Genomic DNA, 15,451 nt, shown 5'->3' with positions numbered 1-15,451 from the left:
GCACAATTTAATTGTGTATAAGATATAGCCATGACGACGCAAACGACACCCCCTTCGAGGACAGACAACTGGCTTCAGCTGGATCAACAGCTCTGTTTTGCGCTGTATTCGACGTCACTGGCGATGACCAAGGTCTATAAGCCGATCCTGGGTGAGCTTGGACTTACTTATCCGCAGTATCTGGTCATGCTTGTGCTGTGGGAGCACGACGAGGTGAGCGTTTCGGAACTGGGCGGGCGGCTGACGCTCGATTCGGGAACGTTGACCCCGTTGCTGAAGCGCCTGGAGTCCGCCGGGCTGGTGCGCCGCGGACGCGACGCCGAGGACGAGCGTCGTGTTCTGGTCAGTTTGACGGATGCCGGACGCAGCTTGCGTAGTGAAGCCGCGAGCATTCCGGAAAGGTTGTTGTGCGCGATGCAGTGTTCGGTGGAAGAGATCCAGGCACTGACGTCGCGACTGCATGACTTACGGTCGACGCTGGAAGCAGCGCGATCGGAAGATTGAAGGCCGGCTTGGTCGGCATCTTGGAACTGCTGCCCGCCCCCGGGCAACCATAGGAGAGTGCAAATGAAACTGGAAAAAGTCCTGTACACCGCCCACGCATCCGCAACCGGTGGCCGCGATGGCCGCGCCACGACGTCCGATGGTCAACTGGACGCCAAGCTGGCTGTACCCAAGGAAATGGGCGGTGCCGGCAACGGCCTGAATCCGGAGCAGCTGTTTGCCGCGGGTTACTCGGCATGTTTCCTCGGCGCGATTCGCTTCGTCGCCGGCCAGCAGAAAATTACGGTTTCGCCCGACGCCAAGATTGAAGGTGCGGTCGGCATCGGCCAGATCCCGCAGGGTTTTGGTATCCAGGTGGAACTGAAGATTTCGCTGCCGGGCATGGAGAAGGAAGCCGCCCAGAAACTGGTAGAAGCGGCTCACCAGGTCTGCCCGTACTCGAACGCCACGCGCGGCAATATCGACGTGAACCTGATCGTGGTCTGATAAGGCCTGATCGACAGGAGAAAAAGCCGGCCCCATGGGCCGGCTTTTTTATGGCAAATCAGCTATAACGACGCCTTCAGACTGGCTTTGGCATCGTGAGCGCTGCCAGTTCGTCGTCAGTTTGCTGCAGCGTCTCGCACATCGCCCGTTTCTGGGCTGCAGTCATCCGCTTGGTGCGGATTTCCGCCTTGAGTGCTTCGGATTTATTGGGATATGCCAGCCAGCCAAGCAGTCGTAACGGCTTGCGGGCACGCGTGTATTTGGCACCAATACCGGCCGCATGCTGGGCGTATCGACGCTGAACGTCGGTCGTCACACCGGTATAGATTGAATTACCCTCGCATTCGAGCAGATAAAGAAACCAGGCAGTATCCGTGCTGACCTCGACATCCGTGTTGGTGTCGGCAGCAAGGCTGGCTTCGTCAGAGGGAAGTGTGGCGGCAGTCATGTCAGCGCCGATGATACGCGCGCAGCCGGGCATTTGCACCGGGGCGGGAGGGCAACGGGGACAGAAACGGGGACAGAAACGGGGACAGAAACGGGGACGGGCATTTTGCCGTCAATGGGCGCCTTCGCGTTTGTTTCACGCAAAAGCAAAACCCCCAAGCTTTTGGGCTTGGGGGTTCTGGGTATAAGAGCCTGGCGATGACCTACTTTCACACGGGTAGTCCGCACTATCATCGGCGCAAAGTCGTTTCACGGTCCTGTTCGGGATGGGAAGGGGTGGTTCCAACTCGCTATGGTCACCAGGCATGACTGGTTGCCGCACTGACCGAGGTCAGCGCAGCGAATCTGGGTGTAGTAAAGAGGTTGTGTTTGTATGCCTTCGGCACACGCGGACTCTCGTCCAACCAGGTCAAACACACTGGTTATAGGATCAAGCCTTACGGGCAATTAGTACTGGTTAGCTTAACGCATTACTGCGCTTCCACACCCAGCCTATCAACGTCCTGGTCTCGAACGACCCTTCAAGGAGGTCAAGCCTCCAGGGAATCCTCATCTTCAGGCAAGTTTCCCGCTTAGATGCTTTCAGCGGTTATCTCTTCCGTACATAGCTACCCTGCGATGCCTCTGGCGAGACAACAGGTACACCAGCGGTACGTCCACTCCGGTCCTCTCGTACTAGGAGCAGCCCCCGTCAAGATTCCAACGCCCACGGCAGATAGGGACCAAACTGTCTCACGACGTTTTAAACCCAGCTCACGTACCTCTTTAAATGGCGAACAGCCATACCCTTGGGACCGGCTACAGCCCCAGGATGAGATGAGCCGACATCGAGGTGCCAAACACCGCCGTCGATATGAACTCTTGGGCGGTATCAGCCTGTTATCCCCAGAGTACCTTTTATCCGTTGAGCGATGGCCCTTCCATTCAGAACCACCGGATCACTATGTCCTGCTTTCGCACCTGCTCGACTTGTCGGTCTCGCAGTTAAGCACGCTTTTGCCATTGCACTTTAGGTACGATGTCCGACCGTACCAAGCGTACCTTCGAACTCCTCCGTTACACTTTGGGAGGAGACCGCCCCAGTCAAACTGCCTACCATGCACTGTCCCCGACCCGGATTCACGGGCCAAGGTTAGAACCTCAAACAAACCAGGGTGGTATTTCAAGGACGGCTCCACGTGAACTAGCGTCCACGCTTCAAAGCCTCCCACCTATCCTACACAGATCGGTTCAAAGTCCAATGCAAAGCTACAGTAAAGGTTCATGGGGTCTTTCCGTCTAGCCGCGGGGAGATTGCATCATCACAAACACTTCAACTTCGCTGAGTCTCGGGAGGAGACAGTGTGGCCATCGTTACGCCATTCGTGCAGGTCGGAACTTACCCGACAAGGAATTTCGCTACCTTAGGACCGTTATAGTTACGGCCGCCGTTTACCGGGACTTCAATCAAGAGCTTGCACCCCATCATTTAATCTTCCGGCACCGGGCAGGCGTCACACCCTATACGTCCACTTTCGTGTTTGCAGAGTGCTGTGTTTTTATTAAACAGTCGCAGCCACCATTTTATTGCAACCCCTTCACCCTTCTGGCGCAGGCCAGTCAAGCTACCAGGGCGTACCTTATCCCGAAGTTACGGTACCAATTTGCCGAGTTCCTTCTCCCGAGTTCTCTCAAGCGCCTTAGAATACTCATCTCGCCCACCTGTGTCGGTTTGCGGTACGGTCTCGTATGACTGAAGCTTAGAGGCTTTTCTTGGAACCACTTCCGATTGCTTCGCAGCATAAAGCCGCTCGCCCCACATCCTTGAATTCCGCGCCCGGATTTGCCTAAGCGCCTTCTCCAATGCAGGGACCGGGACTTCCAACACCCGGACAACCTTCCGCGATCCGTCCCCCCATCGCATCATACGACGGTGCAGGAATATTAACCTGCTTCCCATCAGCTACGCATCTCTGCCTCGCCTTAGGGGCCGACTCACCCTACGCCGATGAACGTTGCGTAGGAAACCTTGGGCTTACGGCGAGGGGGCCTTTCACCCCCTTTATCGCTACTCATGTCAGCATTCGCACTTCTGATACCTCCAGCATCCTTTACAAGACACCTTCACAGGCTTACAGAACGCTCTCCTACCACGCGCTTACGCGCGTCCGCAGCTTCGGTATATAGCTTAGCCCCGTTACATCTTCCGCGCAGGACGACTCGATCAGTGAGCTATTACGCTTTCTTTAAAGGGTGGCTGCTTCTAAGCCAACCTCCTGACTGTTTTAGCCTTCCCACTTCGTTTCCCACTTAGCTATATTTGGGGACCTTAGCTGGCGGTCTGGGTTGTTTCCCTCTTGACACCGGACGTTAGCACCCGATGTCTGTCTCCCGTGATTGCACTCTTCGGTATTCGGAGTTTGCTATGGCGGGGTAATCAGCAATAGACCCCCCAACCATGACAGTGCTCTACCCCCGAAGGTGAGACACGAGGCACTACCTAAATAGTTTTCGGAGAGAACCAGCTATTTCCAGATTTGTTTAGCCTTTCACCCCTATCCACAGCTCATCCCCTAACTTTTCAACGTTAGTGGGTTCGGTCCTCCAGTACGTGTTACCGCACCTTCAACCTGGCCATGGATAGATCATCTGGTTTCGGGTCTACACCCAGCGACTCAACGCCCTGTTCGGACTCGCTTTCGCTACGCCTTCCCTAATCGGTTAAGCTTGCCACTGAATGTAAGTCGCTGACCCATTATACAAAAGGTACGCCGTCACCCGTTTCCAGGCTCCGACTGTTTGTATGCATGCGGTTTCAGGATCTATTTCACTCCCCTCCCGGGGTTCTTTTCGCCTTTCCCTCACGGTACTGGTTCACTATCGGTCGATCACGAGTATTTAGCCTTGGAGGATGGTCCCCCCATCTTCAGACAGGATTTCACGTGTCCCGCCCTACTTGTCGCACACCTAGTTCCACAAATCTGTTTTCGCATACAGGGCTATCACCTGCTATGGCCGGGCTTTCCATCCCGTTTTGCTAACAGTTCTGCTAAAGAGTGCAAGGCTCTTCCCATTTCGTTCGCCACTACTCTGGGAATCTCGGTTGATTTCTGTTCCTGCAGCTACTTAGATGTTTCAGTTCGCCGCGTTCGCTTCCCTGACCTATGTATTCAGTCAGGGATGACCCATTCGGGCCGGGTTTCCCCATTCGGACATCTCCGGATCAAAGCTTGTTTGCCAGCTCCCCGAAGCTTTTCGCAGGCTACCGCGTCCTTCATCGCCTGTGATCGCCAAGGCATCCACCACATGCACTTGTTCGCTTGACCCTATAACGAGTGTGTCTAACGCTTCCGTTATCCACGCTGGCTACAGGTCTGAGTTCTCGCGTTTGTGCCGTATTCCAAGTCATCTTTCGATCACTTAAATACATTTTGGTTGATACAATCACAACCCGGTATCGCGTTTGTACTGCAGCGTCTCATCAACGCTTCGCGACACCTTTACTACATCCCATATTGTTAAAGAACAGCCGACTTGCGTCGCTTGGCAATGCCAAATGAAAGCACTCAGCATTGAATGCTTTCATTTGGCTACCAACCAAGTAATCTCGTTACCCCGATCCTTGATCCAGGTAAGTGGTGGAGGATGACGGGATCGAACCGACGACCCCCTGCTTGCAAAGCAGGTGCTCTCCCAGCTGAGCTAATCCCCCGCGTGATAACTTGGTGGGTCTGGTAGGACTTGAACCTACGACCCCCGCCTTATCAAGACGGTGCTCTAACCACCTGAGCTACAGACCCTTGGCTGTAACAGCAAACAACCGATAAGTGTGAACGCTTGACTTGTGAACACAAGCCTCTGGAAAGGAGGTGATCCAGCCGCACCTTCCGATACGGCTACCTTGTTACGACTTCACCCCAGTCATGAACCCTGCCGTGGTAATCGCCCTCCTTGCGGTTAGGCTAACTACTTCTGGCAAAACCCACTCCCATGGTGTGACGGGCGGTGTGTACAAGACCCGGGAACGTATTCACCGCGGCATGCTGATCCGCGATTACTAGCGATTCCAGCTTCACGTAGTCGAGTTGCAGACTACGATCCGGACTACGATGCGTTTTCTGGGATTAGCTCCCCCTCGCGGGTTGGCAACCCTCTGTACGCACCATTGTATGACGTGTGAAGCCCTACCCATAAGGGCCATGAGGACTTGACGTCATCCCCACCTTCCTCCGGTTTGTCACCGGCAGTCTCTCTAGAGTGCCCTTGCGTAGCAACTAAAGATAAGGGTTGCGCTCGTTGCGGGACTTAACCCAACATCTCACGACACGAGCTGACGACAGCCATGCAGCACCTGTGTCCACTTTCTCTTTCGAGCACCTAATGCATCTCTGCTTCGTTAGTGGCATGTCAAGGGTAGGTAAGGTTTTTCGCGTTGCATCGAATTAATCCACATCATCCACCGCTTGTGCGGGTCCCCGTCAATTCCTTTGAGTTTTAATCTTGCGACCGTACTCCCCAGGCGGTCAACTTCACGCGTTAGCTACGTTACTGAAGAAATGAATCCCCAACAACTAGTTGACATCGTTTAGGGCGTGGACTACCAGGGTATCTAATCCTGTTTGCTCCCCACGCTTTCGTGCATGAGCGTCAGTGACGTCCCAGGGGGCTGCCTTCGCCATCGGTATTCCTCCACATCTCTACGCATTTCACTGCTACACGTGGAATTCTACCCCCCTCTGACATACTCTAGCCTTGCAGTCACAAGCGCAATTCCCAAGTTGAGCTCGGGGATTTCACGCCTGTCTTACAAAACCGCCTGCGCACGCTTTACGCCCAGTAATTCCGATTAACGCTCGCACCCTACGTATTACCGCGGCTGCTGGCACGTAGTTAGCCGGTGCTTATTCTTCCGGTACCGTCATCCGCCCCAGGTATTAACCAGAGCGTTTTCTTTCCGGACAAAAGTGCTTTACAACCCGAAGGCCTTCTTCACACACGCGGCATTGCTGGATCAGGGTTGCCCCCATTGTCCAAAATTCCCCACTGCTGCCTCCCGTAGGAGTCTGGGCCGTGTCTCAGTCCCAGTGTGGCTGATCGTCCTCTCAGACCAGCTACTGATCGTCGCCTTGGTGGGCCTTTACCCCACCAACTAGCTAATCAGACATCGGCCGCTCCTGCTGCGCGAGGCCTTTCGGTCCCCCGCTTTCACCCTCAGGTCGTATGCGGTATTAGCTAATCTTTCGACTAGTTATCCCCCACAACAGGGTACGTTCCGATGTATTACTCACCCGTTCGCCACTCGCCGCCAGACCGAAGTCCGCGCTGCCGTTCGACTTGCATGTGTAAGGCATGCCGCCAGCGTTCAATCTGAGCCAGGATCAAACTCTTCAGTTCAATCTCTGTGTGGTGCCGAAGCACCTCGCTCTTTCGAGCGGTCGCTCACTCTCAGAAAACTGACTGGCTCACGTCTCGCGACGCAAACCAACATGTTTTACTGTGCGAGCACTGATAACTTTTGAAGCATCACGCAGACCGAGGTCTCCGTGGCGTTCGCCATCAAGCGCCCACACTTATCGGTTGTTTGGTTGTTAAAGAACTTCAGCGCCGGCTTTGCCGTTCGCTGTCGCTGCGTCGCTGACGTTTCGTCATTTCGTTGCAGCGGAGAAACGAGATTATGCAGAGCATTCAACGTTTCGTCAACAGTTTTTGCAGAACTTTTTTCTGCCGGTCTGCGCTGCAAACCCTCGCAACCCCAACCCCCTGCCAACCCCGCAAACCCTTGTCGCTGCTGCGTTTGCAGTGCGCTTCGTGTTGCGAGGGGGCGAATATTAGATGGCTTTCGGCAGGTGCGCAAGCCCTTTGTCATAAAACCGTTAAATAACCTGAGAAGTTTCGATTAAGGCACTCCGCGCGCAGCCATCGCTGCGCGTGTATAGAATCAGGACTCCCCCGGGCCGCATGGCCTTCTCTTTCACAGGAACCCAGGAACACTAGCGATGACAATCCAAGCCAAATGGCTGGCCAACTCCGGCTCAAGCGTCTGCGACCTCGGCAACGGCACGGCGCAATGGCAGGCTGACCTCGATGCGCCGATGGGCAACGCCTCGATTCCAAACCCGCACGACCTGCTGGACTCCGCCCTGGCTGCCTGTACTACGCTGACGCTCCAGATCTACGCGAAGCGCAAGGGCTACGACCTTCAGGAGATCCAGGTCAGCGTGGCGCACGAAGAGACGCCTGGATCCTACAAGCTGATCCGCCATATCGAATTGCGTGGCGACCTGGCTCCGAACGTACGCGAGGATTTGCTGCGCGTGGCCAACAAGTGCCCGGTACACAAGTCACTGAGCGCCCAGATCACCATCGACACGACACTGGCCGCCTGACCGGCAAACGGAAAGTTTGACGACACAAATGATAATGGTTATCATTTGTGCTCTCGGGTTTTGACACGACCTGAGTCAGCAAATGGGTTACCGGACACGTTCGTGTCCGGCCTTTTTTCTCCCCGCTTCAATCCGTTCCCCCGATTCGACACGCCGTTATCGGCGGGCCGTCATCTTCCTGCCGCGCAGCGCGCGCAAGTTGTCCCGCAGCGCAGGAGACAAAACACTTCTCAAGTTGCATCCCGCAAACGTGGGGGGCGTTTTCAAACTTTGTTCGATGGCCCACGAAGTCTGTGTCGCAATGAGATTCAACGCGCACTTATGCGCTTTGTGGGCTATTCATCGGGGCTTAACATGAACCCAAAAAAGAACATCGGTTGCTCAAGTCAGGGAAGCATCGGGAGCGGGGACATCTTGGCGAATTACCTAGAAGAGTATTGCGCGCGCATCCGCCGTGGCGGCGTTCGCGGGATCGCAGAAAAGCCAGTCGTTGTGGATCAGGACGGGACCTATGTAATGAAGTACGTTCCGTTCGAGCATCGAAACGAGAATGCCAGGCTGGTGCTGGTCAGTACCACACCAGGGCATGCCCACGTGCAGTTGGCCGCTACGGTGACCGACGAACTGCTGCGTGCGCATTCGCCCGGACGCGTGATCCAGCGCGAGCACAAACGGCGGGTGGAACTGGGCGGGCGCATGGTCCGCCCCAACCTGATCAGGATGCTCGATCATTTCCGGATTCCCGAGCTGATCGGGCAGCCGCACGCCGCGGCGCTCTGGAACGATGGATTCGAGGCGATCCAGCCACTTGCCTTGTTGCCCCATGCCACCACGCGCCGAGGTCTGGTCTTCGACGGCACGCTGGATGACCTGCTGGATGCCCCCATGCTGCGCATGGTGTTCGACAACCTGTTCCTGGCGACCCTGCGGCAATACCGGCCCGATGCGGTGTACATAGCGCTGGGCCGCACAGCCTGGGCCGCGTTGCAGCACGCGGCCGGCCAGGGGATGCTCAGGCACGACCAGTTGCTTGGCATGATGCCGGTGCCGGCGCGCGCCGGAAGCATGGTGCGCTACTTCCTGCGCGAAATCGGCGAACACGACCTGTCGCCCAATGATCCGGTGCGGCATCGCATTGACTGGCTCGATGCCGCGCACGCCGACGTGGAAGCCAGCGTCCGGCGTCTGCGCGCCTCTGCCGCCCCGGCCAGCCAGCCCGCCCAGCTGATCGCGTAGATCCACCCGATTTGTGCCGCATGCCCCACCTCGGTGGGGATCAGCACACCTGCGAAGTGTCGATATCCCTCCTTGAGGAATCTGACCTCCTCGCATTCCCGATTTGCGACCCCCCGTAAAACACGGCGGGTCGCTATTTTTTTGGCCGGAACACCGCCTTGCCGCCCGACGCTGCCTGACTCGGCGCAGACTTTCCGCAACTTTCAGACGGGTTGCGGAAATTTCCCACAGCAATTGCGGAAGCGTCGCATTTTCGGCAGCCGGGGCGCTCCTTATACTGACTTGCCATGTGAAACAGCAGGCCCACCGCCATCGGCCATGCGAGCAAGGCATGACAACCATTCTGATCGTCGACGATCACCCGGCTCTGCGACTCGCCCTTCGGGCCCAGGTGTCGCAACTACCAGGCATCCGCCACATATGGGAAGCCGACAACGGCCAGAGCGCCGTCGATATCGTCAGGCAGTTCAGGACCGACCTGGTGATCCTGGATCTGGATATTCCGCGCATGAGCGGCCTGGACGCCGTGCCACGCATGCGCGCAGCGCATCGGGGCGTGCGCGTGCTGGTATTGACTGCCCAGGATGCCGTGCCGTTTGCGGCCCGCGCCATGCAAGCCGGCGCGCAAGGCTTTGTCAGCAAGACACAGGATCTGGAGGCCATCGTGCGGTGCGTGCAGACCGTGCTGGGCGGATTTACGGTGTTCCCTTCATGCACACCCCGGGACATGCCACGCGACATGCCCCGCAACGGACAGTCGCCCACTGACACGGAAGGCCTGGGCAAGCTCACCGACAAGGAGATGGAGATTCTCCGCATGCTGACGCGCGGCATGACAAACAAGGCCATCGGAAAGGCCTTGTTCATCAGCAACAAGACCGTGAGCAGCTACAAGACACGCATCATGAACAAACTCGGTGCCGAATCGCTGGTCGATCTGGTCGACTTCGCGCGCCGCTGCCGGCTGGTGCCATGACCCCTAGCGGTGCCTGGATCCATCTTGCCGCCGACGAACGCCATGCCATCGGGATCGCGGTGCGGGGTGCCGCGTGCCACGACGCCACCGTACAGGCCATGCTGGTGGCCCGCCTGCTGGACGGGAATACCACCGACCTGAACGCCTTGCGCAAGGCCGTCGCCCTGCGCGACTGGCCCGCAGCACAGCGCAGCCTGCACCGCCTCAAGGGCAGCGCGGCGCTGGCGCGCTGCAACACGCTGGTCACCGCCGGCAAGTCGCTGGAATCCGCGGCGAGCCAGGGCAATGCCGCGGTGATCAACACACTGTTGCCGCGCTACACCGCTATCCTGAAGGAATTCAATGACACACTACTGGCACTGCGCCCGGGCCGCTGCCAGCATGCTGGCGAGCACGATTCGGACGCATTACCTTCAACGAATTTGAAGTGAGCGAGCGCTTCGGCCGCGTGCAAGCGGAGCGGCGCGCTGGCACACTGTAGGCCGGTCCGGCGGTGCCCCCTTGCTTCAACGCCGCCGGCAATGACCAAACGCGGGAGACATGTCGTGGGTGATCTGCAGGCCTTGCTCGATGGCCATGGATTGAGTCTGGTATTCCTGAATGTGCTGGCCGAGCAGGCAGGTCTGCCGGTGCCGGCCTATCCGATGCTATTCGTGGCCGGGGCGTTATCGATGCAGGAAACCGGCCCGTCGATCGGGGCCGTGCTGTTCGCGGTGATCGCCGCGTGCCTGATCGCCGACACCGCCTGGTACTTCGCCGGCAAGCGGCTGGGCCAGCCGATGCTGCGCACGATCTGCCGGGTTTCGCTGTCGCCCGATACCTGCATCCGCCAGACCCAGTCGCTGTACCTGCGCGTGGGCCCGCGCTCGCTGGTATTTGCCAAGCTGCTGCCTGGCGCGGGAGCGCTGTCCACCGCCATGGCGGGCATGACGGCCACCCCCTTCCTGACCTTCCTGTTCTACGACGCGCTCGGCGCGCTGGTCTGGGCCGGCGGCGCGCTGTTGGCCGGCGTGGTCTTCAGCGACTTCGTCGACACGATCCTGGCGGCGTTCAGCGCCTATGGCCACATCGCGGTCATGGTGGCGCTGGGCGGATTCGCGCTGTTCGTCGTCTGGCGGTTCTGGCAGCGCTGGCGCCTGCTGCGCCGCACGGGACGCATTCCGCGCATGACCGTGATGGAAATGGAACAGCGCCGCGGCGTGGCCGAACGCCCCATGGTGGTGGTCGATGTCCGGGCGCACGGCGCGGCGCCGATCGAGCGCATTCCGGGCGCGCTGGTCATGGAGATGCATGCCCCGTTCAGTGCACTGTCCGATCACGACAAGGGCACTGATATCGTCGTGTACTGTGCCTGCCCCCATGAAATGTCGGCCGCCGTGCTCGCCGAGCGACTGCGCTCGGCCGGATACCCGAACACCTGGGCGCTGGCCGGCGGCTTTGACGAATGGAAGCGTCTGCAAGGCGCGCTGAGTCCGCAGGCAGCCGCCGCCACCGACGCCCCGACACAGGCTGCCGCGCACTAGGCGCGGCGTCCGCCACCCGGCCCCCGCCGCCGCGTTCCGTTTTACCGCTGGCGTCCAGTTTCTATACTGGCCCCAGGCGGTCTGTGCGCGAAAGGGGCGGGCATGCCGGACGATGACAAACTCTGGGCCGAGGACGGCTGGGGCGATGAAGCCGCGCGCGTGACGTATCGACGTCGCGTGCTGAACCTGCCTGAATCGCAATCCGCACGCAATCGCGTGGCCCTGGCCCTGTCCGGTGGTGGCTTGCGCAGCGCCGCCTTTTGCCTGGGTGTCGTGCAGGCGCTGGCCGACGCCCCCTGCCCCGTAGCGGACCCCGCCACCCAACCCGGAACGCAATCCGCGTCGCCAGCCAGCCAATCGCTGCTGGCTCGGGTCGACTATCTGTCCACCGTGGGCGCTGGCAGCTACATTGGCGCGTTCTTCACCAGCCTGTTCGTACCGGGCCGGCTGGAGCCTGGAAGCAGCCCCCGTGAAGCGGCCGAATCGGCCTATCGCATCTTGCAGGGCAGTTCGCCCACCCCATCCGGGCGCCGGGCCGCGGCGTGGCTGTGCATGCGTGGCCGCACACGACATTCGACGGACGCCTCCGACGGGCTGCTGGCCGCCGGCGTCGTGGTACGCAACTGGCTGGCGATGCAATGCATCCTCGGTAGCGTGCTGCTGGCGATACTGGCCGTGCCGGCGCTCGGTCTGCATCTGATCATCGGCGCGTGGCCTGGCGTGGGTCGCGACGAGATGGCGCTGCTGTACGCCGCCCGGCGCGCCTTCAACGACAGCCTGCCCGCGATCTGGTGGAGCGAATACCTGTGGCTGCCGATCATATCGGCGCTACTACTGGCCGTACCGCCAGCCATGGCCTGCTGGATTGTGTATCCGCGTCCGGACGATGCCTGGCAGCCCGTCCGTGTCCTGACTCGCGCCGTCCTGCTGACCGGCATCGCCGTGGCCCTGGTGCTGCTGGAAACCTTCAAGACCGCCATCTTGATATGGCTGGCCGCAGCCACCTGCCTGGTCATCCTGCTGCCCGCGCCGCGTACCGTGGCCATGTACCGTGCGCGCGCCACGCGCGCGTTGCGCGTGGCGGTCACGCTCACCATCGCGCTGGCGGCGCTGGGTGTGGCCGACACCATCGCCCGCAGCTGGTATCTGTATGGATCGATGGCGGCCCAGCCGTGGAGCGTGGCAGGGCCGGCCCTGGCGGCGGCCGTGCTTGCCTGGTTCGTTCATCACGGGGCCAGCCGCCGCGACGCCGTCCCGCAAGCCGCCTCGGCCACTGTGACGGCTCAGGCAAGGCGCCGGCTTCCCGCTCCGTCCCTTGCATCACTGCTGACGGGCGCCGCCGCGGCCACGCTGGTGCTTCTGCTCGTCGCGCTGTGGTCATGGATTGTGCTCTGGGTGCGCTGGGATGGTGGCGAACCGGTTGACTGGCTGGTCTTCGGCAAGGCATGGACCACGCCGTCACTGATGGCCTTGGTGCTTGCCGCGCTCGCCATCGCCATCGCCGTGGGGCGCGGCTCCGGCCTGCTGAACCTGTCGACCCTGCAGCCATTGCACGCCGCGCGGGTCACCCGCGCTTACCTGGGCGCATCGAATGGGCGACGCCTTGCTGCCATCGATCCAGCGGATTGGACCGACCCGGCGTCCGACGACACACTGTCGCTCGACGCCTACTACGATCCACGCGCAGTAGCCCCGCTACATCTGATCAACGTGACGCTGAACGAGACGATCGACCCTGCCGGGGAACGGATTGCGCGCGGTCACCGGGGCAAGCCGTTTTGCGTCGGGCCCGGCTCCGTCCGGACACCGGCGCACGCCGATGAGCCCGTGCCAGTCGACCACCATGTCCGGTTCATGGTCGATGGCAACCCCTGCCGCGCGGCGCCGCAGCCGCCAGACGGCATGGCAGGCCAGGCGAGGCTGCACACCATTGGCGGCTGGATCGCCATCTCTGGCGGGGCGACGCCCATCGGGCCCGGCAATGCCGCTACGCCTGGCGCCTCGCTGCGGGTGGGACTAGCCAATCTGCGGCCTGGCATCTGGTGGAAGGGACGCATGGTCGCCGGTGCCGCCAGTGATCCGCTCCATCCCGGCTGGTTCGGCAAACTCTTCCGCACGCAATACCAGCTGCTCTGCGAGTTGACGGCGCGCTTCCACGGCATGCGGGGCGACTGGCAATATCTTTCGGACGGTGGTCACTTCGACAACACAGCCGTCTACGAACTGCTGCGCCCCGAACGGCTGGTCGGCCTGATCCTGCTATGCGATTGCGGCGACGATCCCGGCTGCCGCTTTGCCGATCTCGCCAACCTCATCGGGCGCGCACGCGAGGATCTTGGGCTGGAGATCGAGGTAGACCACGCTGCCGCACGCGACCCCGTGCTGGGCCGCGTCTTTGGCACGCCAGACGACTTTGCCGACAACGCCACCGGCAATACCGCTGCCGGCCAGAAGTTTGCAGTGTTGCTGAACGTCCATGCAGCGGCATCCTCCGGCTCGGCCACGCGCGTGCCCCTGGCCCGCATGATCGTCATCAAGCCACGCCTGACCGCGTGCGCGCCCGACGCCGTGCGCCAGTATGGCGAGCGGCATCCGGCGTTTGCGCAGGCAGACACCATCGAGGCGTTTTTCGGGGAAGCGAGATGGGAAGCCTGTCGTGCGCTGGGCCGTGCACTGGGCCACCACATCGCCACGGGGCCGGTAGGCGCGCGGCTGTTCACCCGGGCGCAATGAGGCCCCACGGCCAGCATGGCCTCTTGCGCGGCGCCAGCACGATCGTTCAGGTGTGACTACCATAGCCCGTCCCTGAATGAACTGACGTGCGGCATGCGCCGCGCGTGGCACGCCATGATCCCCTATTCCCTGCTAGATCTTTCGCCAATCGCGGAAGGCAGCACCGCAGCCCAGGCCATGCACAACACGCTGGACCTGGCCCAGCATGCGGAACGCCTGGGCTTTCGCCGCTTCTGGCTCGCGGAGCACCACAACATGCCCGGTATCGCCAGCGCGGCCACGGCCGTATTGATCGGCTACGTGGCGCAAGGTACTTCCACCATTCGCGTCGGCTCGGGCGGCATCATGCTGCCGAACCACTCGCCGCTGGTGGTTGCCGAGCAGTTCGGCACGCTGGCGTCGCTCTATCCGGGCCGTATCGACCTGGGCCTGGGCCGCGCGCCAGGATCGGACCAGGCCACGGCGCGTGCGCTGCGCCGCCATCTCGATCACGATACCGCCGACAGCTTTCCGCAGGATGTGGAGGAACTGCAGGCGTACTTCGAAGACGTTCGCCCGGGCCAGCGCGTGCGCGCCGTGCCGGGCGCCGGCCTGAAGCTGCCGCTGTGGCTGCTGGGCTCCAGCCTGTTCAGCGCCCAGCTGTCTGCCGCGATGGGCTTGCCCTTCGCATTCGCGTCGCACTTCGCCCCGGGCTTCATGCGCCAGGCCGTCGACCTGTACCGCCGCACGTTCCGGCCATCCGAACAGCTCGACCGGCCGCATGTGATGCTGGGGCTGAACGTGTTCGCCGCCGACACCGACGACGAGGCGCGCCGCCTGTTCAGTTCGCTCCAGCAGCAGTTTCTGTCGCTGGTGCGCGGCACGCCCGGCCAGCTCAAGCCGCCCGTGGACGACATCAGCCGCCTGTGGGACGCCAGCGAAGCCGACCACATCCGCCGCTCGCTGGCTTGCTCGGTAGTGGGCGGTCCGGCGGCAGTGCGCGAAGGCATCCAGCGCTTTGTCGACGACCTGCGCCCCGACGAACTGATGCTGACCGGCCAGATCTACGATCACCAGGCACGACTGCATTCGTTCAGGATCGCGGCGGATGCGATGCAGGCGGTGCAGAGGACGGCGATGATCTGAGGCTGGCGCGCCGGCAACGGTTCGCCCAAGCAAAAAAACCGCGGCCGAAGCCGCGG

The 15,451-nt window shown here is 60.7% G+C and carries 10 protein-coding genes, 2 tRNA genes and 3 rRNA genes; 9 read left to right on the top strand and 6 right to left on the bottom strand.

Features of this window, described 5'->3' with window-relative positions:
- Nucleotides 1-30: 30 nt before the first annotated feature.
- Together ACOABP_RS24560 and ACOABP_RS24555 are read left to right on the top strand one after the other, a co-directional pair.
- On the top strand, nt 31-504 hold the full coding sequence (locus ACOABP_RS24560) for a MarR family winged helix-turn-helix transcriptional regulator (RefSeq protein ID WP_474228221.1): 474 nt from the start codon (nt 31-33) through the stop codon (nt 502-504).
- Between the two features lie 63 nt (nt 505-567).
- Entirely contained in the window at nt 568-990 is a 423-nt protein-coding gene (locus tag ACOABP_RS24555) for an organic hydroperoxide resistance protein (protein ID WP_066742803.1), read from the top strand.
- Between the two features lie 76 nt (nt 991-1,066).
- Here ACOABP_RS24555 and ACOABP_RS24550 read toward each other — a convergent pair whose 3' ends face one another.
- From ACOABP_RS24550 to ACOABP_RS24525, 6 genes are all read right to left on the bottom strand, one after another.
- Nucleotides 1,067-1,342 carry a GIY-YIG nuclease family protein gene (locus ACOABP_RS24550; RefSeq protein WP_474230535.1) on the bottom strand — a complete coding sequence of 92 codons (276 nt, stop codon included), beginning with the start codon at nt 1,340-1,342 and terminating at the stop codon, nt 1,067-1,069.
- A gap of 285 nt (nt 1,343-1,627) precedes the next feature.
- Nucleotides 1,628-1,741, bottom strand: a 5S ribosomal RNA gene (gene rrf / locus ACOABP_RS24545).
- A gap of 122 nt (nt 1,742-1,863) precedes the next feature.
- Nucleotides 1,864-4,742: ribosomal RNA gene (locus ACOABP_RS24540) — 23S ribosomal RNA — on the bottom strand.
- 310 nt (nt 4,743-5,052) lie between these two features.
- A tRNA-Ala gene (locus tag ACOABP_RS24535) sits at nt 5,053-5,128 on the bottom strand.
- 11 nt (nt 5,129-5,139) lie between these two features.
- Nucleotides 5,140-5,216 (bottom strand) — tRNA-Ile (locus ACOABP_RS24530).
- 62 nt (nt 5,217-5,278) lie between these two features.
- Nucleotides 5,279-6,810: ribosomal RNA gene (locus tag ACOABP_RS24525) — 16S ribosomal RNA — on the bottom strand.
- Together the 16S, 23S and 5S rRNA genes with 2 tRNA genes alongside form the textbook arrangement of a ribosomal RNA operon.
- Before the next feature lie 602 nt (nt 6,811-7,412).
- Between ACOABP_RS24525 and ACOABP_RS24520 the strand changes: the two genes are divergently transcribed.
- The 7 genes from ACOABP_RS24520 to ACOABP_RS24490 all read left to right on the top strand — a co-directional run bounded on the left by ACOABP_RS24520 (nt 7,413) and on the right by ACOABP_RS24490 (nt 15,395).
- Nucleotides 7,413-7,802, top strand: coding sequence for an OsmC family protein (locus ACOABP_RS24520; protein WP_474228219.1), 390 nt, complete (start codon nt 7,413-7,415; stop codon nt 7,800-7,802).
- 414 nt (nt 7,803-8,216) lie between these two features.
- Complete coding sequence (locus tag ACOABP_RS24515; RefSeq protein WP_474228217.1) at nt 8,217-9,038, top strand: hypothetical protein; 822 nt, start codon at nt 8,217-8,219, stop codon at nt 9,036-9,038.
- 331 nt (nt 9,039-9,369) lie between these two features.
- Entirely contained in the window at nt 9,370-10,014 is a 645-nt protein-coding gene (locus ACOABP_RS24510) for a response regulator (RefSeq protein ID WP_474228216.1), read from the top strand.
- Complete coding sequence (locus ACOABP_RS24505) at nt 10,011-10,445, top strand: Hpt domain-containing protein (RefSeq protein ID WP_474228215.1); 435 nt, start codon at nt 10,011-10,013, stop codon at nt 10,443-10,445. The genes ACOABP_RS24510 and ACOABP_RS24505 overlap by 4 nt, the downstream gene beginning before the upstream one ends.
- Nucleotides 10,446-10,559: 114 nt before the next feature.
- Nucleotides 10,560-11,537 (top strand): DedA family protein/thiosulfate sulfurtransferase GlpE, encoded by a 978-nt coding sequence (locus tag ACOABP_RS24500; protein ID WP_474228214.1) that lies wholly within the window; start codon nt 10,560-10,562, stop codon nt 11,535-11,537.
- 102 nt (nt 11,538-11,639) lie between these two features.
- Nucleotides 11,640-14,270 carry a hypothetical protein gene (locus ACOABP_RS24495; protein ID WP_474228213.1) on the top strand — a complete coding sequence of 877 codons (2,631 nt, stop codon included), beginning with the start codon at nt 11,640-11,642 and terminating at the stop codon, nt 14,268-14,270.
- A 114-nt stretch (nt 14,271-14,384) separates the two neighbouring features.
- Entirely contained in the window at nt 14,385-15,395 is a 1,011-nt protein-coding gene (locus ACOABP_RS24490; RefSeq protein WP_474228211.1) for an LLM class flavin-dependent oxidoreductase, read from the top strand.
- Nucleotides 15,396-15,451 lie beyond the last annotated feature (56 nt).

It is taken from the genome of Cupriavidus sp. HE11 (assembly GCF_056097175.1).
This window is presented reverse-complemented; position numbering and strand designations above follow the sequence as displayed.